The following is a 25,547-nucleotide window of genomic DNA, read 5'->3' as shown; positions in this document are numbered from 1 at the left end:
CTAATGCTCAAACTTCGGCTATTCCTTTTCCTTTTAATTGCTGGTTGCAGTTTTGCTGTGGCGCAGCCATTGGTTAGGATTTCGGGAGTAGTTTATAATGAAGAAAGATTACCATTATCTCAGGTAACTATAATTGTTCAAGGTCAGGCGCAATCTACTGTAACCGACGAATCTGGTGCTTACACCATTTACTCAAAATCGCGAACGTTTAGCATTAAATATTCTTTGCTTGGCTACCAGCCGCAAACTTTAAAATTTAATGAGCGTTCAGGTGCCCGGATTACGCAACAGGTGAATTTGGTTGCCAATATTAACGAGTTGGAACAAGTAAACATCACGAACAAAAAAAATCAGCTCAGCAACACCACCACCATAAATATTGCGGATGTTGCCTCAATGCCTTTAGTTTCTGGTAATTTCGAAACGATGCTAAAAACCTTGCCTGGTGTTTCCACCAATAACGAACTAAGTGCACAGTACAGTGTTCGTGGAGGAAATTTTGATGAAAATTTAATATACATCAATGACGTAGAAATTAATAGGCCTGTACTTATTCGTAACGGACAACAGGAGGGCTTAAGTTTTATCAATTCAGAATTGGTAACTAAGGCAAAGTTTTCAGCTGGTGGTTTTGAGGCAAAATACGGCGATAAACTTTCTTCGGTATTAGATATTCGTTATGATAAGCCGGATAGCAATCAAACGATTTTAAGCACAAGCCTGTTAAATACTTCACTAACTGCAAAGCGAATATTTAAACATAGTTTCTTGCTTGCAAGTTTGCGGTATAAAAATAATTCCAGCGTTTTAATTAAGCAAGACGAAAAGGGTAGCTACAATCCCAATTTTGCTGATGCGCAGTTGATGTATCAATATGATTTTTCATCAAAATTTAATATTAGTATTTTAGGGAATCTAAATCTGGGTCAGTTTAAACTAGAGCCAACTAACCGCGAAACTCAATTTGGAACTTTAAATACCACGCTGCGTTTAAATGTAGACTACACCGGAAAAGAAATTGATGATTACCAAACGTTGGGAACAGCCGTTACTGCAACCTATTCACCAAAGCCTAATCAGGTCATCAAATTTATTAATAGTTATTTTAATACTATCGAACGAGAGCGTTTTGATATCGATGGAAGTTATATTTTCGACGAAGTTGACAATAGCTTTCCGATCGAAAACTTTGGTCCGATAAATAAAAATAAAGGTATTGGCAGTTACTATAACTACGGTCGTAATAGCTTAAATACGCAGATTTTTGCTTCGGAAATTAAAGTTGATCAGAACTTTAACAATCACGTTTTTTCATGGGGATTGAAGTTTGATCAATCGAAGTATGATGATCGTTTAAATGAATATAACTACACAGATTCGGCTGGATATATTTTGCCTAATAATTCTAAAAGCATTTTGCTGCAAAACGTAATTAATGTTGAGAATGATATCAATATTAAAAATTATAGTGCTTATATTCAAGATAGTTACTCGCTTTCTGATCATGCAGAACTTCAGTTAGGTGCTCGTGCTACCTACAGCTCATTGAGCAGACAACTGCTGATTAGCCCTAGAATGTTAATTGCTTATAGACCAACCTCTAATAATAAAATTTTCAGGTTTACAGCTGGTGTTTACAAGCAACCGCCATCATATCGAACCATAAGAGATTTCAGTGGAAAATTAAACATTAACCAGAAAGCGCAAAGTTCTTATAATACTTCTGTAGGGTATGATTATGCTTTTGATGCCTTTGGAACAAGGTTAAAATTTACTTCTGAGGCTTATTTTAAATATTCTGATAGATTAATTCCCTATAAAATTGATAATCTGAGGATTAAATATTTGGCCAATGAAGTTTCGACGGGTTACGCATACGGGGCAGATTTCAGTATTGGCGGCGAGTTTGTAAAAGATCTAGTTTCATACTTCCGCATGTCGGTTATGCATGCGAATGAAGATATTATTGGCGATAGTTATGTTCAAAATGGTGAAATGATCTATCCTGGCTATTTAAAGCGTCCAACCGATCAGCGACTTAATTTTTCCATATTTTTTCAGGATAAACTATTAAATAGTCCGACATATAAAGTGCATTTAAACGCTTTATATGGTTCACGACTACCCATCGGCCCTTCGCAAACGCCAAGATATTTGGATAAATTTTATGTGCCATCTTACAAAAGGGTAGATATCGGTTTTTCTAAAGATTTCCTAGATGATGCAGCGTCACATAAACCTAAGTTTTTAGATCGAAACTTCAATTCTGTTATTCTTTTCGTTGAGGTGTTTAACATGCTTAATATCGATAACACCGTGTCGTACCTATGGCTAAAAGATGTTGATAATGTGCAATACGCCATTCCGAATTATTTAACTGGTCGACAATTTAACTTGAAGTTAATCGTGAAGTTGAAAAATTGACTAGGATTATAAGATTTTAGGATTTTTATTTCTTTACCGGAAGATTTGGCTTTGGCTAAATTATACAGTTTGCCTGGACAACTATCCGAAGAATTACCGAACTAATTTGTCCAAACCTGAAAAAACGAAAATACTTTTGATTAAACCTATAAGGTTTTTAAAAGCATATAGGTTTGAAAAAGATTGAAGTGGATGGCAGGGCTGCTGTAAGCCAATAACCACTATTTTGCTTTTCACATAATTTAAATTTTCAAAATTAGGTTAATCGTTTTAATTGCAAAAACTGCAACAAATAGGACAAAATGGTTCTAATTTTTAACAAAATTTAATTTTTTATGATACGATTTTATGGGCATAACTGCTTGAAATATTTTACATTTACGGCCATAAAACATTATATAATAAGATGAAGCATAATTTCGGCGCAGGCCCTTGTATTTTACCTCAAGAAGTGTTTAAACAAGCTGCACAGGCAGTTTTAGATTTTAACGATGGATTATCGATTTTAGAGATTTCGCACAGAACAACCGAATTTGAGGCCGTTGTTGCTGAGGCAGATAAATTGGTGAAAGAGTTACTAAATGTGCCATCGGGTTATTCCGTTTTATTTTTACAGGGCGGTGCAAGTTTGCAGTTTGCGATGGTTCCGATGAATTTATTGGGTGATGGGCAAACAGCAAGTTATTTAGATTCGGGCGTGTGGGCAACCAAAGCCTTAAAAGAAGCCAAATTTGTTGGAAATGTAAATGTGGTTGCATCATCTAAAGATGCAAATTATACCTTCATACCGAAAGATTTTGAAATCCCTGCTGATAGCGCTTATTTTCACTATACTTCGAACAATACCATTTACGGAACGGAACTTTTTGAAGTACCTGAAACAGGTGTTCCAATAGTTTGCGACATGTCATCAGACATCATGAGCCGTGTTATTGATGTTTCAAAATTCGACTTGATATATGCTGGTGCACAAAAAAATGTTGGTCCGGCAGGTTTAACAATCGTAATTGTAAAAGATGAAATTTTAGGTAAAATTGACCGCAAAATTCCATCAATGTTAAACTATCAATCGCATATTGATAACGGTTCGATGTATAATACACCTCCTGTTTTCTCTATCTATGTTGCGTTATTAAATCTTCGTTGGTTAAAATCAAAAGGTGGCGTAGCAGAAATTGAAAAAGAAAACAAGCAAAAAGCTGAAGCACTTTATAGAGAAATTGACCGCAACCCGCTGTTTAAAGGTACCTGCGCAGTAGAAGATCGTTCTAAAATGAATATTTGTTTTGTAATGGAAAATGCTGAACTGGAAAAACCTTTCTTGAAATTTGCAGAGGAGCAAGGTATTGTTGGTATTAAAGGACATAGAAGTGTTGGTGGTTTCCGTGCTTCAATGTACAATGCGTTACCAATTACGAGTGTACATGCACTGATTGACGCAATGCAATCATTTGAAGAGAAACAAGCGAAATCAAATTAATTAAATGGTAAAAGAATTGATGCTCTTTTAATCTAAGTCATCAGTTAATCAGCGAAAGCATATTATGATTAAAATATTAGCAAACGATGGGATAGACCCAATCGGTAAAGAATTATTAGAGAAAGCAGGTTTCCAGGTTGATACAGAAACCATTGCACAAGATCAGTTGGCTGAAGCCCTTAAAAACTATGATGCCATTACGGTTCGCAGTGCAACGAAAGTTAGAAAAGAACTAATTGATGCCGTTCCAAATATTAAATTAATTGGTAGAGGTGGTGTTGGTATGGATAATATTGATGTTGAATATGCTCGTAGCCAAGGTGTTGCTGTTGTAAATACCCCTGCTGCATCTTCTTTATCAGTTGCTGAATTGGTGTTTTCTCACTTATTTACTGGCATTAGGTTTTTGCAAGATGCTAATCGTAAAATGCCGGTTGATGGTTCAACTCAATTTAATAACCTTAAAAAAGCTTACGCAAAAGGAACCGAATTAAGTGGTAAAACCATTGGGATTATCGGTTTTGGTCGTATTGGTCGAGCAACTGCCAAAGTGGCTTTGGGCTTAGGGATGAATGTTTTGGCTTATGATTTATTCCCTTCAGAGTCTGAAATTACGTTAACCTTTCAAGGCGGACAATCGGTAAGTATTCCGATTAAAACAGTTTCTTTAGATGAGGTAATTGCCGGAAGTGATTTCTTAAGCTTACATACACCATTTGCCGATAAACCAATTTTAGGAGCAGATGAGTTTGCCAAAATGAAAAATGGTGTGGGTATTGTAAATTGTTCTCGTGGTGGAACGATTGATGAACCTGCATTGATCGAAGCTTTGGATTCTGGTAAAGTAGCTTTCGCTGGTTTAGATGTTTTTAATAATGAGCCGACGCCTTTGGCTGAGATTTTAAACCATCCAAAAATTTCATTAACACCTCATATTGGTGCATCAACTAACGAAGCACAGGAACGTATTGGTACAGAACTGGCGACTTTGATTATTGAGCATTTTAAAAAATAAGTTATTTCCGTCACTCTGAACTTGTTTCAGAGCCTCCGTTAAATAGATGCTGAAATAAATTCAGCATGACGATTTTTATAAAAGGCCAACTGCAAAGTTGGCCTTTTTAGTCTGAAGCATTGGTAGTTACCCAATAACGATAACCTAGAATTGCTTTTTGAATATTAGTTAATTTACTCGGATCTTTCTTATACAAACTTGGCAAAATAACCTTATTAATCTTCGCTAAAATTTTAAACAATCCTTTTTTCATAATATCTTAATTTTTTATTGAAAAAATAAAAGCCGCCTATCATCACCAAAAGAAGAAATACGATAATATAGGTTGATAAGTTTTGATTATTCTTCTTCGCTAAATCTTTAGATAGTTCTTCGTTTTGATCTTGCAGCTTTTTAATGGTTTGCATATAATTTTCTATACGCTCTTGCGAGTGATCTGCAACGGCAACCTTTTGTTGATTTTGCAAATCCTTATAATCCATTAATACTTTCAATTCCTTAAAGATATTATTATCAGTTAGTACTACCTGACGAAGAATTTCATTAGAATTTTTAATATCTTTTTTGGTTTGCCATCCGAAAATTCCGGTACGCTGATTTAAGCTTTCATCGTACTGACCAAACTTTGAGCTTCGTTCTTCAAGCAATGTATTCACCTTTACCCTTTGTGCGGCATAGGCAGTGGTATCTTGACGGGCAAAAGTTTGAAAACCTATGCAGAGCATCGCCAGGAGGTAACAATATTTCTTCATGAGATATAAACGTAGAAAGGATAGAAGTTGTTTGAAACTGAGTTCATTGGTTCATTCGTCATAGGTTCATTAGTTTGCAAAGTTTCGTGCATCGCAATGCAGACTGTTTATGGATGGGCTCGAAATGTATAACTTAGTATTTGAGCTACCAGACAAATGAACTATTGAGCCAATGAACTACTAACCCAACTAAGGATGAAACTCAACCCTAACAATATCGCCGAGATGTAGTCCTAAAAGACCGCTGGCTTTTCCCTTGTTTATTGCTATTTCCAGGTGGTTACTAATCCCGAAGAGGCAAAGTTTTTCACCTTCCTGTACTTCATTGTAATGCCAGCTCAATTGAGTAATGGTTTCACTCTTTCTAAAGTACAATGTAAAATCACGGTTTTTCTGAATTCTGGTAAAAAGGTCTTTGGTGATATTAGTAATTACATTACAAAAAGTATCGATGTAAACTACACTTCCCCGAATGATATCTCGCTCAATAACAGGGTGAAGAAGCATCTTTTGCTCAATTTCTGCTACAGGCAAACCAATATCCTTTAGCTTACCGCCTTTGGCCAAATGTGTAGCAGCTTTTACAAAAATATCAACCAAAGGGAAATGCAGATACTTTAAATCCTGCATAATATTTAGCTCCACTACATCTTCGGGAACATCATCAAAAAGCAAAGAAAAAATACCGTTATCGGCACCAACAAAGAAATGGTCGCGGTGTTTAACGGCAATATATTTGGTGTTTTCACTGTAAACAGAATCAATACCGATTAAGTGAACAGTATTTTTAGGAAAGTAAGGGTAAGCGTTTTTTAAAACGAACGCAGCATACGAAATATTAAATGATGGAACTTCGTGGGTAATATCTACTAAATTAACATTAGGCATAAGACTCAACAGACTACCTTTAAGGGCACTCTGGTAAAAATCTTTCGAACCTAAATCTGTTGTTAATGTAATTATCCCCATTAAAAATTCATTATTATTGCTTATTCTTGTGTAGAGGCATAAGCGTCTGCAAATATTCAAATTTTAATTAATATACCCCGATAACTTTTTAAAATACTACAGTTTGAACGAATTAAAATTAACTCTGGATACCGTAAATCCTGCTCACTTTTGGGGGGCAAACAACGAGAATTACGAAATGATTAAAGGTGCTTTCGCCAAGTTAAAACTGGTTGCAAGAGGTAGTGATGTTAAGGTTCTCGGTGATGAACAGGAACTTAAGGCATTCGAAGAAAAGTTTAACCAGCTTGTTGCGCACCTGGAAAAATATAGCTCCTTGACAAATAATGATGTTGAATCCATTTTAGGTGCGAAGGCAAATGGTGTTGTAAAAAAAGATGTTGAACAACCAACAGGTGGAGGTGGCGAAGTAATTGTTTTTGGTACCAATGGATTATTGGTTAAGGCCAGAACAGCTAATCAGCGTAGAATGGTGAGCAGCATTGCAAAAAATGATATTTTATTTGCAATTGGTCCGGCAGGTACGGGAAAAACATATACTGCCGTTGCTTTGGCAGTTCGGGCCCTGAAAAATAAGGAAATCAAACGTATCATTCTTACTCGTCCGGCGGTTGAAGCAGGGGAGAACCTTGGTTTCTTGCCTGGAGACTTAAAAGAGAAAATCGATCCATATCTACGTCCTCTTTATGATGCGCTGGATGATATGATCCCAGCGGAAAAGTTAAAATTCTATATCGAAAACAGGACTATTGAAATTGCGCCATTAGCTTTTATGCGTGGCCGTACTTTAGATAACTGCTTTGTAATTTTAGATGAGGCGCAAAATGCAACTGACATGCAGTTGAAGATGTTCCTGACACGTATGGGACCCACAGCTAAATTTATCGTTACCGGTGATGTGACTCAGGTCGATTTGCCCAAAAAGCAAATGTCTGGCTTGTTTAACGGATTAAGAATTCTTGAAGATATTAAAGGCATCGATATTATTTACTTAAGTGGCGAGGATGTTGTTCGACATAAATTGGTGAAAGATATTTTGAAGGCTTACGGAGATATTCAATAAATCAGAAGTTTTTAGTCGGGAGGTCGAAGTCTAATTTCATCAACGTGAGGCTAATTTTGTTTCTTTAAAATTTAAGACTTCAGACTTCGGTCTTCTGACTTCAGTCTCCTAATTTCCGACTTTTTTTTCTATTTTTATGCCCTCATGAAAGCACAAAAAGAAACTAATTTTAATTTTCCAAACCAAAGCAATTTCTATAAAGGTAAAGTACGCGATGTGTACACCATAGCCGATAAATTAATGGTGATGGTTGTATCCGATCGTATTTCAGCGTTCGACGTTGTATTACCGGAAGCCATTCCTTTTAAAGGCCAGGTTTTAAATCAAATTGCGGCTAAATTTTTATCCGCTACGCAAGATATCGTTCCGAATTGGGTTTTGGATGTTCCAGATCCGATGGTTACCATTGGTCGCATTTGCGAACCCTTCAAAGTTGAAATGGTTATCAGAGGTTATCTTGCAGGGCATGCATGGCGTGAGTATAGCGCTGGTAAACGATCTGTTTGTGGGGTTTCATTGCCTGATGGTTTGAAAGAAAACGATAAATTACCTCAGCCCATCATCACGCCAACAACAAAAGCATCTGTTGGCCATGATGAAGATATTGCTAAAGAAGATATTTTATCCAAGGGAATTGTTTCCATTTCAGATTACGAACAATTAGAAAAATATACCCATGCATTATATCAACGTGGAACTGAAATTGCTGCCAAAAGTGGTTTAATTTTAGTTGACACAAAATATGAATTTGGTAAGGCAGATGGTGTGATTTATCTGATTGATGAAATACATACGCCAGATTCGTCTCGCTATTTTTATGCTGAAGGTTATGAGGAACGTCAAAACGCTGATGAGCCTCAAAAACAACTTTCAAAAGAATTTGTGAGAAAGTGGTTAATCGAGAATGGCTTTCAGGGTAAAGACGGACAGGTGATTCCGGAGATGACTGCTCAAATTGTAAATTCGATTTCCGAGAGATATATCGAGCTTTATGAAAAAATTGTTGGAGAAAAATTTGTTAAAGCTGATGCTGATGCAATCGGGAACCGAATAGAAAGCAATGTTTTAAAGGCTTTGGAAACACTTTAAATTTTTATACATTAGTAACACAAAGATTAGAAGAGATGAAATTTTCAGTTGATAAACATGATAAATATGTAACGCTGAAGCTTAAGGAGCCGAAGTTTACAAATGATAATTCTCCTGGTTTGAAATCTGAATTATATTTACTTAATGCTGAAGGATTTAAGAATATAATAGTTGATTTAAGTCACGTGAAAGAATGTACAGATGCGCAGGATTTAAGTTGCTTATTAGTTGGTGACAGGCTTTGTAAATCAGCCGGCGGATTATTTATTGTAACAGGGATTAATGATGAAATTGCGTCGATTATAGAATTGTCAAACATATTTCAATCTGTAACGTTTGTTAATACACTAGAAGAAGCAACTGATTTCATCTTTATGGATGAATTGGAAAAGGAATTTAGAGGCGAAAGATAAATACATTTAAATAAAATTTAAGCCTCGTAGTTTCTAAAATCTACGAGGCTTTTTATATCCTACCATTATGAAATTTGAAGTTACCATTCTTGGCAGCAGTTCGGCTACACCTGTTTTTAACAGGAATCCATCGGCGCAGCTTCTAAATTGTAATGAAAAATTTTATCTGATAGATTGTGGCGAAGGTACACAGCAACAGCTTACCAAATACAACCTCAAGGCTGCTCGGATTGATTATATCTTTATCAGCCATTTACATGGCGATCACTATTTTGGCCTTATCGGCTTACTTTCGAGTTTGCATTTAAACGGGCGAGTAAAACCAATGCAAATATTCGGTCCAAAGCCATTACTCGAAATTCTTGAAATCCAGTTTAAATATTCGGATACTACTTTGAGGTATCCATTGGAGTTTTTTCCAACAGAAGCAGATGAATCACGCCAAATTTTTGAAAATCAGGATTTGATTGTAAAAACAGTCATATTAAATCATCGCATACCTACCACAGGTTTTATATTTCAGCAAAAACCTAGACAGCGTAAGTTGATCAAGGAGAAAACAGACGATATTCCCATGGCTTATTACACGGCTTTGAAAAAGGGAATAGATGTAGAATTACCAACCGGCGAGATCTTAAAAAGCGAAGATTACACCACACCCGCTGATCTGCCCAGATCTTATGCATACTGCTCAGATACCATGTTTGATGAGCGTTATTTTGAAACGATTAAAGGCTGCGATACACTCTATCATGAAGCTACGTTTATGCACGACCTCATCGATCGTGCCCACGAAACCCATCATACTACGGCGCTACAAGCAGGTGAGATCGCAAAGATTAATGGAGTGAAAAAACTACTGATCGGTCACTTTTCATCCCGTTACAAAACACTGCAAATGCTTTTAGAAGAAGCTCAATCTGTTTTTGATAACACCGACTTAGCGGTAGAAGGAAGAACTTTTCAATTATAAAAAGGATCATCATCCTGAACTAAAATAATAAAGCCTGGCAATTTCTAATTGCCAGGCTTTATTATTTGTAGACTATGTTAATTATTTATCTTTTTTGTTTCCTCCACCGAACACTGAGAAGTGTACGTATCGTTTAGGATTTGCTTTCAAATCAATCATTAATTCATCCAGGTTTTTAGAAGCATTATTTAAATTCTGATACATTTTATCATCATTTAACAATAAACCCAAACTTCCTTTACCGCTTTTAATTCCTGAAATTACACTTTGCAAATCAGCAATTGCATTATTTGCGTTGTCTAAAGTTTGTTTAAAATTCGCCGCTGCAAACTTATCGGTAACGGTATTGATATTCGTTAAAATATCACTGATTTTCTTATTATTGTTATTCAGGTTGGCAGTAATCCCCTCAACATTTTTGAAAATAGCCTCAATACGGGCACTTTCAGATCCAACTAAACCATCTACCTTTTTCGATGTATTTTCTAAAGAGGCCAATGTTCCGGCAATGCTATTAAAGCTCTTATCCACATTCTTCTGGAAATTAGGATTTAAAATAGAGTTCACACTGCTCAGTATCGAATCCATTTTACCAATAATCAATTCTGCTTTTTTCTGAACAGGCTGAACTTGCTCCATCAAACCTTTTTCTACATTTGCGTTTAATGTAAAGCCATCTTCAGCCATTTTTTTCGAATTACCCAGAGACATTACAATCGCTTTACTTCCCAATAAATCTGTGCCTTCTAAACGGGCAATACTGTTTTCAGGAATATCGTATTTACTATTAATGCTAAGCGTTGCTAAAATAGTTCCTCCTGGTTCTAATTGCAGTTTCGCAACGCGGCCGATTTGATAACCATTAATTAAAACAGGTTTTGAAACGGATAAACCATCTACTCTTGTATATCTTGCAAAAAGGGTTGTTTCACTTGAGAATATGGAGTTTCCTTTCAAAAAATTGTATCCTATAATGAGTAATGCAATGGCAAATGCAGCTAATATACCTACTTTGGTTTCGTTCTTAATCTTCATGAGTGTTTTGTATTTGACGGATACAAGTGGTAAAATTAGTAATAAATACTTGTCCGAGGCGTAATTCTTAATTTTTAAGTGTAAATCACATTAGTTATTACATAATGCTTACACAGCTGTTTTTGTTTGATATCTGAAATAATAGTTTGTCTGGTTTTCAGCATTTATAATGCCAATTATCTTACCTCGACAGATTTTTTATAATTTTTTATGGCGGCTAAAATTGATTCTGCTATTTCGTTTTGCCCTTTTTCTGAGTTGATATATTTTTCTTCCTCTTTATTAGAGATAAAACCAACTTCAGTTAAAACGGCTGGCATACCACATCTTTGTAATACCAAAACCCCCTGTTCCTTAACTCCACGACTTGCTCGCTTATCTCTGCTGATATAACTGGTTTGAATCAGTTTGGCGAATTTAATGCTTTTATCCCGAAAGGTGTTTTTTAGAAGCGATAAAAGAATAAATGTAGCCGGATTATTCGGATCATAACCATCGTATTTAGTTTTATAATTTTTCTCCAGTTTAATATCGGCATTTTCCCTTATCGCTGCATCCTGTTCTTTTAAGCGATGAGAGCCCGCTACCAGCGTTTCAGCACCTTTAATGTGTTTGTTCCCCGGAGGCATAGAATTGCAGTGAATGGAAATAAAGAGATCTGCATTAGCGTCGTTTGCAATCTCAGCTCTTCTGTATAAATCCACATCAACATCTTTTGTACGGGTATAAATGATTTTAATGTCTGGCAGATCTTCTTTCAACCTAACACCCAATTTCAAAGCAACTTTTAAGGCAATTGCTTTCTCTGTAGAAAAACTTCCTGAAGCCCCAGGTTTTTTTCCGCCATGCCCCGGATCAATCACTATGGTTTTGATTTTGTATCCCTGGGCTAATAACTGTTTCGAGAAAAATGGCGCTAAAAAAAATAGAAAGGCTAGAAGTTTTATCTTCATTTTTTGGGGATGGATTAAAATGATGTTTCTGCGATGCGCTTGTAATTTTTTATGGCTTTAATAATGCCGTTGACAATTTCTGTTTGTCCTTCAGGTGAATTCATATAATCTTCTTCGTCTGGATTACTCACAAAGCCGATTTCAGTTAAAACGGCAGGCATAGATGCTCTGGCCAAAACCGCAAGGCTTTTCTCTTGCACACCACGGTTAATTCTGCCTGCGTTGATATATTCCTGCTGCAGCAACGAAGCAAATTTCAAACTTCTTTCTCTGTTTGTTTGCTTCATTAACGAAAGCATAATATCATTTTCAGGCGTATTGGCAATAAAGCCTTCGTAATTTTTCTGGTAGTTATCTTCTAAAAACATAGAAGCATTTTCCCTTTTAATTACTTCATCTTGCTCACCCAGGCGGCCCGTACCCGATACAAAGGTTTCTGTACCACGTGTTGAAGTACTTTTAGAAACTACCGAGCGGTAAACCGGAACTTTTCTACCTTTAACTTTTTTGTAATAATCTACCACCTTTGATACCCTTACTGGCATATCGTTTAGGTGAATTGATATAAACAGATCAGCTTTGGCATTGTTAGCGATGTTGATTCTTTCATATAAAGGAATGAACACATCAGTTTGTCTGGTGTAAACGACTTTGATATCTTTTATACTATCCTGAAGCGCCTTACCTAAGTTAAGTGCAGTTTTTAAAGCCACATCTTTTTCTTTCGAATAAATCCCGTGAGTTGCCCCGTCTTTACCTCCGTGACCGGCATCTATTACGATTGTTTTAATTTTATATTCTTGTGCAAAAGCTTGATTATCAATTGTATTGACTAAAGCAAAACAAATAATAAATGTTAAAATGGTTTTAAGATACATCAATGGTATATTTTTCACTAATTTTGAACGTTTTTGATTAAACATTTGTGCAAAAATAACATTCAAATACGAATTTGAAACTTCTTACTAGCTCTATTTTACTAATTTCTGTCATTTTATTAACACATGGTGTTGGTAAAGCTAACGCATTTTCTTCTTTTTCATTGCAACAAATCATTCAACAGGATACTTCAAAAAGGGATACATCCAAAAAAGAAGGAAAAAATAACAGTGGTTTAGATCAGAAGGTAGAGTATCGGGCCGACTCTGTTAAATTTAACAAATCGAAGAGTGTTGTCTACATGTATGGGAATGCCCGGGTAAATTATGGCGATTTTGAACTCGATGCAGATTACATTCGATATGATTCGCAAACAAAAGTGATTTTTGCCAGTGGCAGAACCGATCCTAAAACCAATCGTTATATCGGTAAACCCATATTTAAATCGGGTGCTGAAGGTTCTGCAATCGCCGATTCACTTTATTACAATTCAGAAACTACACGGGCGAAGGTGTTTGGCGTTTTTTCTGAACAGGAGGGTGGTTATTTTTCTGGTGGCCAAAGTAAAAAACAGATCGATGATGAGCTGCACATCAAAAATGTGATGTATAGTACCTGTAATTTGCCACATCCGCACTTCGGGATTTTAATTACAAAGGGTATAGCTACTGAAAAGCAAATTATTAGCGGACCAATGTACATGGTTTTTGAAGGCGTACCTACACCAATCGGCTTACCATTTGCTTTCTTTCCGAAACCAAACAAACGAACATCGGGGATTATTTTGCCCACACCGGGCGAAGACGCAACCAGGGGATTCTTCCTGCAAAACGGTGGATACTATTTAGGGCTTAACGACTACTGGGATGCCAAATTTCTGGGTAGTATTTATACCAACGGATCTTATGAAACCAGCATGCTCACCAATTACATAAAACGCTACAAGTACAGCGGAAACATTGGCTTGAGTTACAACAGTGTTAAAAATGGATTGGAAGGCACGGAAGCATTTAGAAATCCAAATAAAGATTTTAGTATCAGGTGGTCGCATTCTCAAAATGCAAATGCCAATCCTGGCTCTACATTTAGTGCGAGTGTAAATGTTACTTCAAGTAGTTATTATACCAATAGCCCGGCAAACCTGAATTATGATTTAAATGCCATAGCCAATAACACAACAAATAGTAGTATCAGCTACTCGAAAACATTCTCAAACAATATGAATTACTCGCTATCGATGACGAGTAATCAAACCCTTAGAACACGTGATGTTTCCATCAGGCTACCCGATGCGACCTTTAACGTACCAACGTTCAGTCCTTTTGATTCCAAAACACGTGTTGGAGAGCAAAAATGGTATCAAAAAATTACAGTTGGTTATGCTTTACAGGGAACGAATGCTATCGATACGAAGGATAGCTTACTATTTCAGAATGATGGATTGAAGCGATTAAGATCAGGTTTTAGTCATAGCATTCCGGTTAACATGTCGTTTACAGCCTTAAAATATTTAAATTTCTCATTGGGAGGTAGCTATAATGAAGTATGGAATTTTCAGCACATACAGAAGAAATTTACCACATTCGATGATGGTACCTATACTGAAAGGATTGATACGCTTAGTGGTTTCAAAAGAGCCGGAAGTTACAATTTATCAACTAGTATGTCTACAAAAATCTATGGACAGAAAAAGTTTAAGAACTTAGGTAATATTATGGCTATGCGCCACGTGATAACCCCAAATGTTTCATTTAACTATTCACCGGATTTTACTAAAGCTGGTAGGGGTCCGTTTTTGGCTGCAGTTTCTGAGAATGAGTTTGTTGATTCGCAGAGAACAATTAAGAAACCTATTCTAGATCAGTTTAACAATCCATTAACCTATTCTATTTTTCAGGGCATGGCTTATCAAGGATCTTTCCCCGGAAAAGCGGCCGCAATTGGTTTTGGAGTAGATAATACCGTAGAATTGAAAGTTAAATCAAGCAAGGACACCACAGGAACTGGTGAAAGAAAAATACCGATTATCCAGGGTTTAAGTATTTCTGGATCTTATAATTTCCTCGCAGAGAGAAATAAACTTTCTACGCTAAGCTTTAACGGGCGCTCTCAGTTTACAGATAAATTAGGGATTAATTACAATGGTACCTTTGACCCTTATGATTTGGACGAAACAGTTGATCAGGTTACTGGGCAGAGAACTTTTACAAGAAGTAACTCTTTTACATTGCGTAGGGGTGGCCGTTTAGCCAGATTAACAAATATTGGTTTCTCATTTGATTATAGCTTAAATCCCGATGCACTGAAACGTAAAAATGAGGCCAATGATAAATTAAGTGAAACCGCTAAGCAGAAAGGGCTATCTCCAATACAATCAGAACAATTGGCAGCCATTAGTAGAGATCCAAATGCATTCGTTGATTTTAACATTCCCTGGAATTTTTCATTTTCATACAGCTTTCAATACAGCAACGATTTTGGAGTGAGTACAACCAGCAACACACTTAATTTTAATGGTGATTTTAATCTTACCCCAAAATGGAAATTTACCTTTAACTCGGGGTACGATTTTCAAAACAACGGCTTAACGCCAATGAACATTGGTATTTATCGTGATTTGCACTGTTGGGATATGAGTATCAACTGGGTTCCGTATGGCGCCTACAAAAGTTATTCATTAACGTTAAAGGTAAAAGCATCTATCCTTCAGGATTTAAAACTGAGCAAAAGACAAGGTTTCTACAATACCTATCAATAAATTATGTTAGCTGAAATTATAACCATTGGCGATGAAATTCTGATCGGCCAGATTGTTGATACCAACTCAGCCTGGATGGCTAAGGAACTTAATTTGATTGGTGTATCTGTTAAACAGATTACATCAGTTTCTGATGATGAACAACATATTTTATCAAGTTTAGCAGAAGCCGAAAAACGTGCTGATATCATTTTGATTACTGGTGGATTAGGTCCGACGAAAGATGATATCACCAAAAAAACACTGGCCAAGTATTTTGGAATGGGTTTTCGTAGAGATGAGGGTGCATTAGAAATGGTAGCATCTATCTTTAAAAAATATAACCGGCCACTACTAGATATTAATATTCAGCAAGCCGATGTACCTGATGGTTGTGAAGTCATCGTAAACCGAAACGGAACGGCACCTTGCATGTGGTTTGAGCAAAATGACAAGATTTTTGTTTCCATGCCTGGTGTGCCTTATGAAATGATGTATTTAATGGACGATGAAATTCTTCCAAGAATAAAATCCAGATTCAAACTTCCATCTATCGTTCATAAAACTATTCTTACTGCAAATATTGGAGAATCATTTTTAGCTAAAGAAATTGAAGAGATTGAAGATGGTTTGCCTTCACATATTAAATTAGCCTATTTACCAAAGCTCGGTCAGGTGCGTTTACGTTTATCTGCCAAAGGTGATGATGAAAACGCTTTAAAAACCGAAGTAGAAGTTTACGCACAACAAATTATTGCAAAGGTTAACAATTTTGTGGTTATTGATGAGGATATTCCGCTGGAAAAAGCGATTTTGAATATGATGAAGGAGCTTGGGCTAACTTTATCTACAGCGGAAAGTTGTACAGGTGGCTACATAGCGCACTTGATTACCCAACACCCAGGTTGTTCATCCGTTTATTGGGGTGGAGCTGTGGCTTATGCTTACGAACTAAAAGAATCTATTTTAGGAGTAAAAGAAAACACTTTAAATACCTTTGGTGCGGTAAGCGAAGAAACGATTGTAGAAATGGCAGAAGGGGCGCTAAAACACTTCAAAACAGATTATGCAATAGCAGTGAGTGGAATAGCCGGGCCAGATGGTGGAACTGAAGAGAAGCCAGTTGGAACAGTTTGGATTGCAATTTCATCGAAAAATAAAACTGTAGCTAAAGTGTTTACTTTCAGTAACAAACGCATTCAAAATATAGAGCGTTCGGCGGCATCAGCATTAACGATGCTATTAAATCTACTTAAGGAAGAAGAGTTGAACAAATAAAATCTGTATTTTTGTCGCAATACCAATATAATATACTGTAATTTAATATGGCTCAATACGAATTATTGTTACCAAAAATGGGAGAGAGCGTTGCAGAAGCAACGGTAATTAAATGGGTAAAACAACCAGGAGATTCAATCGATTTAGATGATACCATATTGGAAATTGCAACAGATAAAGTTGATTCAGAAGTTCCATCGCCAGTTGCTGGTAAATTAATTAAACAATTGTTTCAGGAAAATGATGTTGCCCAGGTTGGCGATGTGATTGCCATTATTGAAACAGAAGGTGGTGGTGAAGTTGTAAAGGAAGAAACACCAGTATCTACAAGCATTGAACAAGAAAAACCTGAAACTATTCCAGGTATTGAGCAACTGCCTGAAGAAAAAACTGTTGTGCAAGCTGATTTTTCATCTTCTGAACGTTTTTATTCTCCATTGGTAAAGAGCATTGCTGCGCAAGAAAATATTTCATTGGCTGAACTCAATTCGATAAAAGGTTCAGGAGCTGATGGCCGTTTAAATAAAGATGATTTATTAAATTATATTTCAAGTAAAACAGGAAGTAATCCAGTTGGTGCTACACAAGAAAAGGCTGAGCCAATAGTAGAGGCTAAACCTGCATCTGCCGCGGCACCAACGCCGACAGTGAGTAAAACTTCAACAACATCAGTATCTGGTGGCGATGAAATTATTGAAATGGATAGAATGCGCAAACTTATTGCCGACCACATGGTGATGAGTAAAAGCACTTCTCCACACGTAACTTCTTTTGTGGAAGCTGATGTAACCAATCTCGTTTTATGGCGCAATAAGGTGAAAAACAGCTTCGAAAAACGTGAGAACGAAAAAATTACCTTCACACCGATTTTCGTTGAAGCCGTTGCAAAAGCAATTAAAGATTTCCCGATGATTAATGTTTCTGTAAACGGAACGCAAATTATTAAGAAAAGTAATATTAACATTGGTATGGCTGCTGCTTTGCCAAGCGGTAATTTAATTGTTCCGGTGATAAAAAATGCCGACCAGTTAAATTTAGTGGGTTTAACTAAAGCGGTGAATGACCTGGCGGCAAGAGCCAGGGTATCTAAGCTTAAACCAGATGAAACTCAAGGCGGAACATTCACCTTAACAAATGTGGGTTCTTTCGGAAACGTGATGGGTACGCCAATTATCAATCAACCGCAGGTTGCGATTTTAGCTGTTGGCGCCATTAAAAAGAAGCCAGCTGTTTTAGAAACTGAACATGGTGATGTAATTGCCATTCGCCACATGATGTTCCTTTCATTATCTTACGACCACAGAGTAGTAGATGGTTCTTTAGGTGGAATGTTTGTTCGCAGGGTTGCGGATTATTTAGAAAACTGGGATTTTAATAGAGAGATTTAAAAGTAGGGATATTGCTTGATATTTAAATATCAGCTTTCGTCACCCTGAATTCATTTCAGGGTCTTATAGCTTAGAGATGCTGAAATAAATTCAGCATGACGATTCTAGTAAAAACTAACATGTTTTATTTAAACCAAATTACCTGTTGTCTGTTTTTGACTAAAGACTAAAGACTAAAGACTAAAGACTAAAGACTAAAGACTAACGACATGGCAAAATTTTCAGAATTAATTAATGGCGACAAACCTGTACTAGTAGATTTCTTTGCAGAATGGTGTGGTCCATGCAAAATGATGAAACCGATTTTAGCGCAATTGAAATCGCAGGTTGGTGATTCAGTTTCTATTATAAAGGTTGATATCGATAAAAACCAGTCCGCGGCATCTGCTTACAGCGTTCAAAGTGTGCCAACCTTAATGTTGTTTAAACAAGGCAAACAAGTTTGGCGACAAAGCGGTGTTTTACAAGCGTCGCAGTTGAAGCAAATTATTGATTCGTTCGCTTGATTTTAACCTATTCAGAAGAACAGAAGTTAAATAGCCCTGATTGAACGAAAAGCCCGAAGTGAAGGGGGATTGGGTGTATCGGGCGGACTTGAAGTGAAAGCAGGAGTAGCGAACATAAATGCTTCTGCCATTGCGCTCCAAAACAAAAAATTATACTTCTAAAACCAAATTTGGCGTAACTGCGAATATCTGCTCGTTGTTTTTTGGATAGATATTGTACAGGCCAGTAAACGTACTGAATGCCGGTAAAACGGCATACTCTTTTCCGAAATAAAAACATGGAAATTTTAAGCGTTGTTTTGCCTTACCCACAATGGTTACACCAGGATGAATGTGGCCGCTGATTGGATATAATTCCTCTTCAGTACATTTTGGTGCATCGTGAATAAAGCAGAAAGGACCCAGGCAATAGCTAGGCTCGTGAATATCAATCTGCATGGAGGCGTAGTCTGCGTTAGCCAACCGATCGTGGTTTCCTTTAACCAACAGGAAATTTAATTCGCTAAATTGTTTTCTCCATTGCGCAAATTCATCAATATCTGAATTTAAACCATGATGAAACATATCGCCATTAATTAGCAAAATTTTGGGATTGTATTTTTCGATAAGCAAACCTAAACGCTGCAAATCATTCTGAGCAATGGTTGATGGCACCTGCACACCAGCCGAACGAAAGTGCGCCGATTTGCCCAAATGCAAATCGCTAATGGCTAAAAGTTGGTGTTGAGGTAAATATAAAGCCCTTTCTTTATCTAAAATCAGTTCTTCTCCGTGGCTTTTTATGGTCATTAATTTTTATGTAATATAATCCGTCATTGCGAGGCACGAAGCAATCTTTTAGGCGAGATTGCTTCGTGCCTCGCAATGACGAAAGAGTAAAAGGATAGTTTATTTAAATTTCTCCGACTCCGCTTTCATTCTGGCAATCCGTTGCTCTAACTCTTCCGAACTCATGTTTTCACGCAAGCTATCAACTTTTATTGGAAAAGATAGCGGCGTAAAACTTTTAGGGTTGGTAATTACCACTGCTCCGTTCTGGATTCGCTCTAATGCAGCAGCCAACCTTGGTTCTTCCAGTTGCTGATAAAAAACTTCATCGTACGCCTGGCGCAAAAGTAAATTATGTTTGTCGTAATCACTAAAAACATTAAAAAACAAACCTGCAGATGACTGGAGGTGTTTATTTGCAACATATTTTCCGGGGTAACCCTGAAAAACTAAGCCTGATATACAAGCAATGTCGCGAAATTTCCGACGAGCCATTTCTGTAGAGTTAATACTCAAAGTTATATCTTCAGTAAGGTTTTTAGGCGAGAAAACTTCATAAGCAATCGATTCATCCATAGGGATTTCGATATCGCTCAGCAATTCAAAACCGTAATCGTTCATGGCGATAGAAAAACTAATTGGCAACAGTTTGCTTAAGCGATACGCCACCAGAGCGGCTAAAACTTCATGAACCAAACGCCCTTCAAAAGGATAAGCGAAAAGATGGAAACCCTCTTTGTTATTAATCAATTCGATTAATAATTCATCATTTCTAGGAACGTGCGAACGTTTTTCTTGCAATAGAAAAAGTGGATATACAACATCCAGTTCTTCATCCTGATGGGTTTTATCTAAAGCTTCATTATATTTTTTACGTAAAACGGAACCCAAGTTTGAAGATAGGGGCAATCTGCCACCGTTCCAACTCGGCGAAATGGCGTTCGATTGTTTACTTACCCGCACAATTACCGTCATGTCTTTAACGTGTATAAATTCCAAAACCCTGCCGGCCAAACGGAAATTATCGCCAGCTTTTAATCGGGTGACAAAATATTCTTCAACCATGCCAATGTAGCCACCAGAAAGAAACTTCACTTTAAGCATGGCATCACTTACGATAGTGCCGATATGCAGCCGATGGCGCATGGCTAGCTGTCTGCTTTTTACTTTCCAAAGTCCATCTTCATCTTTGGTAACCTTTTTAAACTCATTGTAAGCGCCTAAGCTATCGCCACCTGATGTAATAAATTGCATTACCCATGTCCATTCTTCAGGCAATATTAATTTAAAAGCATGAGTATTTTTGATTTCTTCGTAGATGACTTTATCGTCAAAACCATCGCCAATGGCTAAGGTTACGAGGTATTGAACGAGTAAATCGAAAACCATAATGAAAGGTTCCCGGCTTTCGATGTTATTCGTTTTTGCAGCTTCCTTAATGGCGGCAGCTTCTACCAACTCCAAAGCGTGGGTGGGCAAGAAATATATTTTTGAGACTTCGTGTGGTGAGTGCCCCGAACGACCTGCCCGTTGTAAAAACCTGGCCACACCTTTGGGGGAACCCACTTGCACAACAGTATCTACAGGCTTAAAATCGACACCCAAATCCAGCGATGAGGTAGCAATAACCGCTTTCAGCTGACCAGTATGCAGAGCGTCTTCAATCCAGTTTCGCAGTTCGAAATCTATCGAGCCATGATGGATGGCAATTCTGCCAGCCAGTTCCGGTTCAATGTTCAGTAAATGTTGATACCACATTTCCGATTGCCCACGCGTATTGATGAAAATCAATGTAGTTTTACTTTTCTCAATAATTGGAAGCAGTTTGTAAGCCAGTTTTAAACCCAAGTGACCGGCCCAGGGTAAAGTTTCAATGTCATCCGGTAAGATAGATTTGATGAGAATTTTCTTTTCCAAATCTGCTTTGATGATGATTCTTTTGGCTTCTTCATTAGGTTCCAAAACATCTAACGCTTCTTCAATATTCCCGATGGTTGCCGAAATTCCCCAAACCCTTAAAAATTGTTGCTTTTCTAATTTTTGTAAACCTTTTATTCTTGAAACGGCAAGTTCTACCAAAACACCGCGTTTGCTGCCCAATAGTTCATGCCACTCATCGGCAACAATGCATTTCAGGTTTTTAAATAGTGTAGATGAACCTTTTTGCGCCAGTAAAAGGTGCAGACTTTCGGGGGTAATCAGTAAAATCTCAGGCATCGATTTTTTTTGCTGAACTTTTTCTGCCTGCGAAGTATCGCCATTTCGAACCCCTACATGCCAATCCAATTCCAGCTCTGTCAACGTTTCCCGCATGGCTCTGGCCAAATCTTTAGCCAATGAGCGGAGCGGGGTTATCCAAATAAGTTGTAAACGGTCTTTGGCTTTTTTATTGCTCGCTTCCGAAGCATTCAAAGCCTCAATAACCACTGCCAGAAACAAAGAAAACGTTTTTCCGAACCCTGTGGGCGCATTTACCAAACCACTGTAACCAATAAGATAATTTTGCCAGGCATCTTCCTGAAATTGAAATGGCTTGCGCTTATTTGCCTTAAGCCATGCTTTTATCTTTTTATAACCTTTGGTTTTGGTTTGGTCCATGTAATCTCTAATATTTTTATTTGAAAAGCAATTTCAGTAATTCTTCGGTTAAATCAGTCCCGCCATTTGCTATATCTTTTTAAACAACTTCTGCTGTGCTGATGAATTATGGGTCTATTTCATCGGTTGCAGATGCAGTGTGTTTAAAGCACCTGCGCTTAAAAAGTATACCGCTTCTGTCGGGTTTAAATAGCAATTAAACCTAAATAAAATAAACCAAGTCAGGCCGCTATCATATAATAGTTACGTTTTACCATTCTAATCTTTTTTGCTTTTTGAATTTACACCCAACTAAGCCTATGCATTGCTTCTCCGTTTCACTTTAAACCGGCCTAACAAATTTTTGGGGATGCACGGTCATAGCCAAACTACCAACTTTAATACAAAAATTTTCAGCCGGCAATTTTGTTTCTTTTGTTGTCAAAAGAAAAAAGCCTGTCTGGCTCAGACAAATAAACACCCCGCCCTGCGGGCACCCCTCTAGAAGAGGGGAATGCAAATCGCAAAAAAAAACTATTCATTTATAAATGTCGATGCCAATAACTGCCTTAAATCCTCAAGCGTATTAATTTCTGCGGCTTTTTTATCTTTTCGCCAACGCAAAATACGCGGAAAACGTAATGCTAAGCCAGCTTTATGTCTTTTGCTTTCAGCAATTCCCTCAAAGGCAATTTCAAAAACCAACTCGGGTTTAACAGTTCTAACTGGTCCGAATTTTTCGATTGCGTTTCTAGTTACAAATGAATTTACTTCCTTAATTTCTTTATCTGTTAAGCCCGAATAAGCCTTAGCAATGGTAACCAAATTTTCACCGTCGCGAACGGCAAAAGTATAATCGGTAAAGAAGTTTGCCCTTCTGCCGCTACCTTTCTGGGCATAAATCATCACAGCATCAACAGTGTAAGGGTTAATTTTCCATTTCCACCAATCGCCACGTTTACGGCCACTATGGTAATGAGAACTTAGCTTTTTGAGCATAATGCCTTCACTGTTAATGGAACGTGAAGTTTGCCTTAATTCAGCCAATTCTTCCCAGGTTTTACAATTCACCACTGGCGATAGAATCACAGCACTTTCATCTAAACCACCAATAAGCTGTTCTAATATTTTTCTTCTCTCACTCAATGGTTGCTCACGAAAATCATTGGTTTCGTATTCTAAAATATCGTAAACAAAGAAACCAATTGGTGCATCTTCCAGCTGTTTTTTGCTGATCGTTTTACGGTTTAATCGCTGTTGTAAGGTGCTGAAAGATAATACCTGTTTATCTTGCACAGCCAATATTTCACCATCGATTACAACGCCATCAGGCAAAACATCAATTAAAAAATGAAGTTCAGGGAACTGCTCTGTCACCAACTCTTCACCACGGCTCCAGATGAAAAGTTCGCCATTACGCTTTACAATTTGCCCACGAATGCCGTCCCATTTCCATTCGGCTTGCCATTCTGAAATATCGCCCAATTTTTCAGGTTCCTGTTCTAACGCATAAGCCAGGCAAAAAGGGTAAGGCCATGAGTTATCGGTATTTACGTGAGTTCCGTTAATCAATTCTGCAAAAGTGATTTCGTATGGATTCCATTTACCCATAATGCTGTGCATAATCTGAGCACTATCTAAACTGCTTTGCTTGGCCAATGCATTTACAAGCATTTTATTCGAAACCCCAATTCTAAAGTTGCCAGAAATAAGTTTGTTGAAAATGAAACGTTCCTGCGTTTCAAGCGTATTCCAGGCATTTAAAATGAAGTTCTTTTTAGTTTCATCATCCTTTCCTTCTAAATCATGTAAATTTTCAATCCATTTATGCAATTGGAAATCAGATGTTTTCTCGGCAGGAGGCAGGAGCAGGGCAATCGTTTCGCTTAAATCGCCTACGTTGGAGTAACTTTCAGAAAATAACCATTCAGGCGTTTGCGTAATTTCTATCGCCCAGTATTTTAACAAGGCAGATTTAATTGGTCGCCGTGGTTTTTTGCCTGTAAACAAAGCAATTACCCAAATCTTATCTTTATCGTCAGCATAGTTGAAATAATCAACCAATGCTGCTATTTTATCATTTGTTTTATTGCTCAGTTCGAGCTGTTGAATTAACCTGGCGAAACGTTTCATACTGATTTTGGGTTTTCGGTTTCCGTATTGCCATTTTCAGTATCGGCCAAATCAACTTTGTTTTCTTCATCATCTTCCTGCCCAAACTTGGTCATTACTTCTTCTGATTCAATGCCTTCATCATTTAAAAACCGGCTAAAGGCTGCCGTAAAACCATGCGTAACATAAACTTTTTCGGCTCCGGTTGCCGTAATGGCATCCATCAGTCCGGTCCAGTCGGCATGGTCGCTTAGCGCAAAACCCGCATCAGCACTTTGCCAGCGGCGATGTGCCCGAACCTGCATCCAGCCAGAGCAAATGCCTGTTACAGGATGTGATAAGTTTTTTATCCAACGGCTATCACGCATCGCAGGTGGTACAATTACAATGCCTTTTTGCAAATCATCTTTGGTGGTTTCTGGCGTAATCCTAATCGTTTCTGGCAAGTTTACACCTGCATTGATAATTACCTCGTTTAAATTGGCGATGCTGTTGTGAACATAAATCGGAACATCGCCGGCCAGGTTTTTAATTAAACGCTGTGCTTTGCCTAAACTATATGCAATTAATACACTGGTTTTTTGTTGAGGAATATTGTCGCTTACCCAGCTTTTTATTTTATCAAATACAATGTCTTGTTTTTGCCATTTGTATACAGGTAAGCCAAAGGTACTTTCTGAAACAAATGAATGGCATTTTATGGGTTCGAAAACGTCGCTGATACCATCATCTTCTGTTTTATAATCACCTGAGATTACACAAATTTCTCCTTTGTATTCTAACCGAACTTGCGCCGAACCAATGATATGACCAGCAGGATAAAACGAAATATTTACACCATTACGAACGATACTCTCGCCGTAATTAAGGGTTTCTACATCTAAATCTTCACTGATTCTACGCTTAATTATTGGTTTTGTTAAGGTATGGCAGAGGTAGTGTTTGTTACCAAAGCGCACATGGTCGCTATGGCCATGAGTGGTTACGGCATAATCTACAGGCCACCAGGGATCTACGTAAAAATCGCCTTGTTTACAGTAAATGCCTCTTTTAGTGAATTCGATTAATGCCATGATTCTTTAAACAATAAATGTTCATATAAGTTTTAAGGTAATATCGGGTAATTAGCCGATAAT

The 25,547-nt window shown here is 37.4% G+C and carries 20 protein-coding genes; 11 read left to right on the top strand and 9 right to left on the bottom strand.

Annotation, left to right across the window (positions count from 1 at the left end; all coding sequences use genetic code 11):
• The first annotated feature begins 3 nt into the window (after positions 1–3).
• The 3 genes from R2Q70_RS17090 (at position 4) to R2Q70_RS17080 (ending at position 4,919) form a co-directional block, all read left to right on the top strand.
• Positions 4–2,424 carry a TonB-dependent receptor domain-containing protein gene (locus R2Q70_RS17090; RefSeq protein WP_316808761.1) on the top strand — a complete coding sequence of 807 codons (2,421 nt, stop codon included), beginning with the start codon at positions 4–6 and terminating at the stop codon, positions 2,422–2,424.
• 406 nt (positions 2,425–2,830) lie between these two features.
• Positions 2,831–3,904: a 3-phosphoserine/phosphohydroxythreonine transaminase gene (gene serC, locus R2Q70_RS17085; RefSeq protein WP_316808760.1), complete on the top strand. Its 1,074-nt coding sequence runs from the start codon at positions 2,831–2,833 to the stop codon at positions 3,902–3,904.
• A gap of 64 nt (positions 3,905–3,968) precedes the next feature.
• Positions 3,969–4,919, top strand: coding sequence for a D-2-hydroxyacid dehydrogenase (locus tag R2Q70_RS17080; RefSeq protein WP_316808759.1), 951 nt, complete (start codon positions 3,969–3,971; stop codon positions 4,917–4,919).
• A gap of 233 nt (positions 4,920–5,152) precedes the next feature.
• Here R2Q70_RS17080 and R2Q70_RS17075 read toward each other — a convergent pair whose 3' ends face one another.
• Positions 5,153–5,671, bottom strand: a complete 519-nt coding sequence (locus R2Q70_RS17075; protein ID WP_316808758.1) for a hypothetical protein — start codon at positions 5,669–5,671, stop codon at positions 5,153–5,155.
• Between the two features lie 189 nt (positions 5,672–5,860).
• On the bottom strand, positions 5,861–6,640 hold the full coding sequence (locus tag R2Q70_RS17070; protein ID WP_316808757.1) for an SAM-dependent chlorinase/fluorinase: 780 nt from the start codon (positions 6,638–6,640) through the stop codon (positions 5,861–5,863).
• A gap of 103 nt (positions 6,641–6,743) precedes the next feature.
• Between R2Q70_RS17070 and R2Q70_RS17065 the strand changes: the two genes are divergently transcribed.
• The 4 genes from R2Q70_RS17065 to R2Q70_RS17050 all read left to right on the top strand — a co-directional run bounded on the left by R2Q70_RS17065 (position 6,744) and on the right by R2Q70_RS17050 (position 10,178).
• A complete protein-coding gene (locus R2Q70_RS17065; protein WP_316808756.1) occupies positions 6,744–7,703 on the top strand; it encodes a PhoH family protein in 960 nt (319 codons plus the stop codon).
• A gap of 144 nt (positions 7,704–7,847) precedes the next feature.
• On the top strand, positions 7,848–8,792 hold the full coding sequence (locus R2Q70_RS17060) for a phosphoribosylaminoimidazolesuccinocarboxamide synthase (protein ID WP_316808755.1): 945 nt from the start codon (positions 7,848–7,850) through the stop codon (positions 8,790–8,792).
• A gap of 35 nt (positions 8,793–8,827) precedes the next feature.
• Entirely contained in the window at positions 8,828–9,205 is a 378-nt protein-coding gene (locus R2Q70_RS17055; RefSeq protein WP_316808754.1) for an STAS domain-containing protein, read from the top strand.
• Positions 9,206–9,272: 67 nt separating this feature from the next.
• Positions 9,273–10,178: a ribonuclease Z gene (locus R2Q70_RS17050; protein WP_316808753.1), complete on the top strand. Its 906-nt coding sequence runs from the start codon at positions 9,273–9,275 to the stop codon at positions 10,176–10,178.
• An 81-nt stretch (positions 10,179–10,259) separates the two neighbouring features.
• Here R2Q70_RS17050 and R2Q70_RS17045 read toward each other — a convergent pair whose 3' ends face one another.
• From R2Q70_RS17045 to R2Q70_RS17035, 3 genes are all read right to left on the bottom strand, one after another.
• Complete coding sequence (locus tag R2Q70_RS17045) at positions 10,260–11,213, bottom strand: MlaD family protein (RefSeq protein WP_316808752.1); 954 nt, start codon at positions 11,211–11,213, stop codon at positions 10,260–10,262.
• A gap of 176 nt (positions 11,214–11,389) precedes the next feature.
• Positions 11,390–12,166, bottom strand: a complete 777-nt coding sequence (locus R2Q70_RS17040) for an N-acetylmuramoyl-L-alanine amidase (protein ID WP_316808751.1) — start codon at positions 12,164–12,166, stop codon at positions 11,390–11,392.
• A gap of 14 nt (positions 12,167–12,180) precedes the next feature.
• Entirely contained in the window at positions 12,181–13,044 is an 864-nt protein-coding gene (locus R2Q70_RS17035) for an N-acetylmuramoyl-L-alanine amidase (RefSeq protein WP_316808877.1), read from the bottom strand.
• A 74-nt stretch (positions 13,045–13,118) separates the two neighbouring features.
• On the opposite strand from R2Q70_RS17035, the gene R2Q70_RS17030 reads away from it, so the two are divergent.
• The 4 genes from R2Q70_RS17030 (at position 13,119) to trxA (ending at position 18,954) form a co-directional block, all read left to right on the top strand.
• Positions 13,119–15,803, top strand: coding sequence for a putative LPS assembly protein LptD (locus tag R2Q70_RS17030; protein WP_316808750.1), 2,685 nt, complete (start codon positions 13,119–13,121; stop codon positions 15,801–15,803).
• Between the two features lie 3 nt (positions 15,804–15,806).
• Complete coding sequence (locus R2Q70_RS17025; protein ID WP_316808749.1) at positions 15,807–17,060, top strand: competence/damage-inducible protein A; 1,254 nt, start codon at positions 15,807–15,809, stop codon at positions 17,058–17,060.
• 47 nt (positions 17,061–17,107) lie between these two features.
• Positions 17,108–18,448: a dihydrolipoamide acetyltransferase family protein gene (locus R2Q70_RS17020; RefSeq protein ID WP_316808748.1), complete on the top strand. Its 1,341-nt coding sequence runs from the start codon at positions 17,108–17,110 to the stop codon at positions 18,446–18,448.
• A 209-nt stretch (positions 18,449–18,657) separates the two neighbouring features.
• Entirely contained in the window at positions 18,658–18,954 is a 297-nt protein-coding gene (trxA, locus tag R2Q70_RS17015) for a thioredoxin (protein ID WP_010602817.1), read from the top strand.
• Between the two features lie 150 nt (positions 18,955–19,104).
• On the opposite strand, the gene pdeM is transcribed toward trxA, so the two are convergent.
• The 4 genes from pdeM to R2Q70_RS16995 all read right to left on the bottom strand — a co-directional run bounded on the left by pdeM (position 19,105) and on the right by R2Q70_RS16995 (position 25,484).
• On the bottom strand, positions 19,105–19,743 hold the full coding sequence (pdeM, locus tag R2Q70_RS17010) for a ligase-associated DNA damage response endonuclease PdeM (protein ID WP_316808747.1): 639 nt from the start codon (positions 19,741–19,743) through the stop codon (positions 19,105–19,107).
• Positions 19,744–19,842: 99 nt separating this feature from the next.
• Entirely contained in the window at positions 19,843–22,320 is a 2,478-nt protein-coding gene (locus R2Q70_RS17005) for a ligase-associated DNA damage response DEXH box helicase (RefSeq protein ID WP_316808746.1), read from the bottom strand.
• Positions 22,321–22,833: 513 nt separating this feature from the next.
• A complete protein-coding gene (locus R2Q70_RS17000) occupies positions 22,834–24,432 on the bottom strand; it encodes an ATP-dependent DNA ligase (protein ID WP_316808745.1) in 1,599 nt (532 codons plus the stop codon).
• Complete coding sequence (locus R2Q70_RS16995; protein ID WP_316808744.1) at positions 24,429–25,484, bottom strand: ligase-associated DNA damage response exonuclease; 1,056 nt, start codon at positions 25,482–25,484, stop codon at positions 24,429–24,431. The genes R2Q70_RS17000 and R2Q70_RS16995 overlap by 4 nt, the downstream gene beginning before the upstream one ends.
• Positions 25,485–25,547 lie beyond the last annotated feature (63 nt).

The organism is Pedobacter agri, assembly GCF_032678665.1.
Classification (GTDB): Bacteria; Bacteroidota; Bacteroidia; order Sphingobacteriales; family Sphingobacteriaceae; genus Pedobacter; species Pedobacter agri_A.
Note: the sequence above shows the minus strand (reverse complement) of the source record. Positions and strands in the feature narration are given on the sequence as shown.

Excerpts from the sequence above, each read along its gene's own strand:
- R2Q70_RS17090 (WP_316808761.1), top strand. The coding sequence starts at position 4 with ATGCTCAAACTTCGGCTATTCCTTTTCCTTTTAATTGCTGGTTGCAGT.
- serC (WP_316808760.1), top strand. The coding sequence starts at position 2,831 with ATGAAGCATAATTTCGGCGCAGGCCCTTGTATTTTACCTCAAGAAGTG.
- R2Q70_RS17080 (WP_316808759.1), top strand. The coding sequence starts at position 3,969 with ATGATTAAAATATTAGCAAACGATGGGATAGACCCAATCGGTAAAGAA.
- R2Q70_RS17075 (WP_316808758.1), bottom strand. The coding sequence starts at position 5,671 with ATGAAGAAATATTGTTACCTCCTGGCGATGCTCTGCATAGGTTTTCAA.
- R2Q70_RS17070 (WP_316808757.1), bottom strand. The coding sequence starts at position 6,640 with ATGGGGATAATTACATTAACAACAGATTTAGGTTCGAAAGATTTTTAC.
- R2Q70_RS17060 (WP_316808755.1), top strand. The coding sequence starts at position 7,848 with ATGAAAGCACAAAAAGAAACTAATTTTAATTTTCCAAACCAAAGCAAT.
- R2Q70_RS17055 (WP_316808754.1), top strand. The coding sequence starts at position 8,828 with ATGAAATTTTCAGTTGATAAACATGATAAATATGTAACGCTGAAGCTT.
- R2Q70_RS17050 (WP_316808753.1), top strand. The coding sequence starts at position 9,273 with ATGAAATTTGAAGTTACCATTCTTGGCAGCAGTTCGGCTACACCTGTT.
- R2Q70_RS17045 (WP_316808752.1), bottom strand. The coding sequence starts at position 11,213 with ATGAAGATTAAGAACGAAACCAAAGTAGGTATATTAGCTGCATTTGCC.
- R2Q70_RS17040 (WP_316808751.1), bottom strand. The coding sequence starts at position 12,166 with ATGAAGATAAAACTTCTAGCCTTTCTATTTTTTTTAGCGCCATTTTTC.
- R2Q70_RS17035 (WP_316808877.1), bottom strand. The coding sequence starts at position 13,044 with ATGTATCTTAAAACCATTTTAACATTTATTATTTGTTTTGCTTTAGTC.
- R2Q70_RS17025 (WP_316808749.1), top strand. The coding sequence starts at position 15,807 with ATGTTAGCTGAAATTATAACCATTGGCGATGAAATTCTGATCGGCCAG.
- R2Q70_RS17020 (WP_316808748.1), top strand. The coding sequence starts at position 17,108 with ATGGCTCAATACGAATTATTGTTACCAAAAATGGGAGAGAGCGTTGCA.
- trxA (WP_010602817.1), top strand. The coding sequence starts at position 18,658 with ATGGCAAAATTTTCAGAATTAATTAATGGCGACAAACCTGTACTAGTA.
- pdeM (WP_316808747.1), bottom strand. The coding sequence starts at position 19,743 with ATGACCATAAAAAGCCACGGAGAAGAACTGATTTTAGATAAAGAAAGG.
- R2Q70_RS17005 (WP_316808746.1), bottom strand. The coding sequence starts at position 22,320 with ATGGACCAAACCAAAACCAAAGGTTATAAAAAGATAAAAGCATGGCTT.
- R2Q70_RS17000 (WP_316808745.1), bottom strand. The coding sequence starts at position 24,432 with ATGAAACGTTTCGCCAGGTTAATTCAACAGCTCGAACTGAGCAATAAA.
- R2Q70_RS16995 (WP_316808744.1), bottom strand. The coding sequence starts at position 25,484 with ATGGCATTAATCGAATTCACTAAAAGAGGCATTTACTGTAAACAAGGC.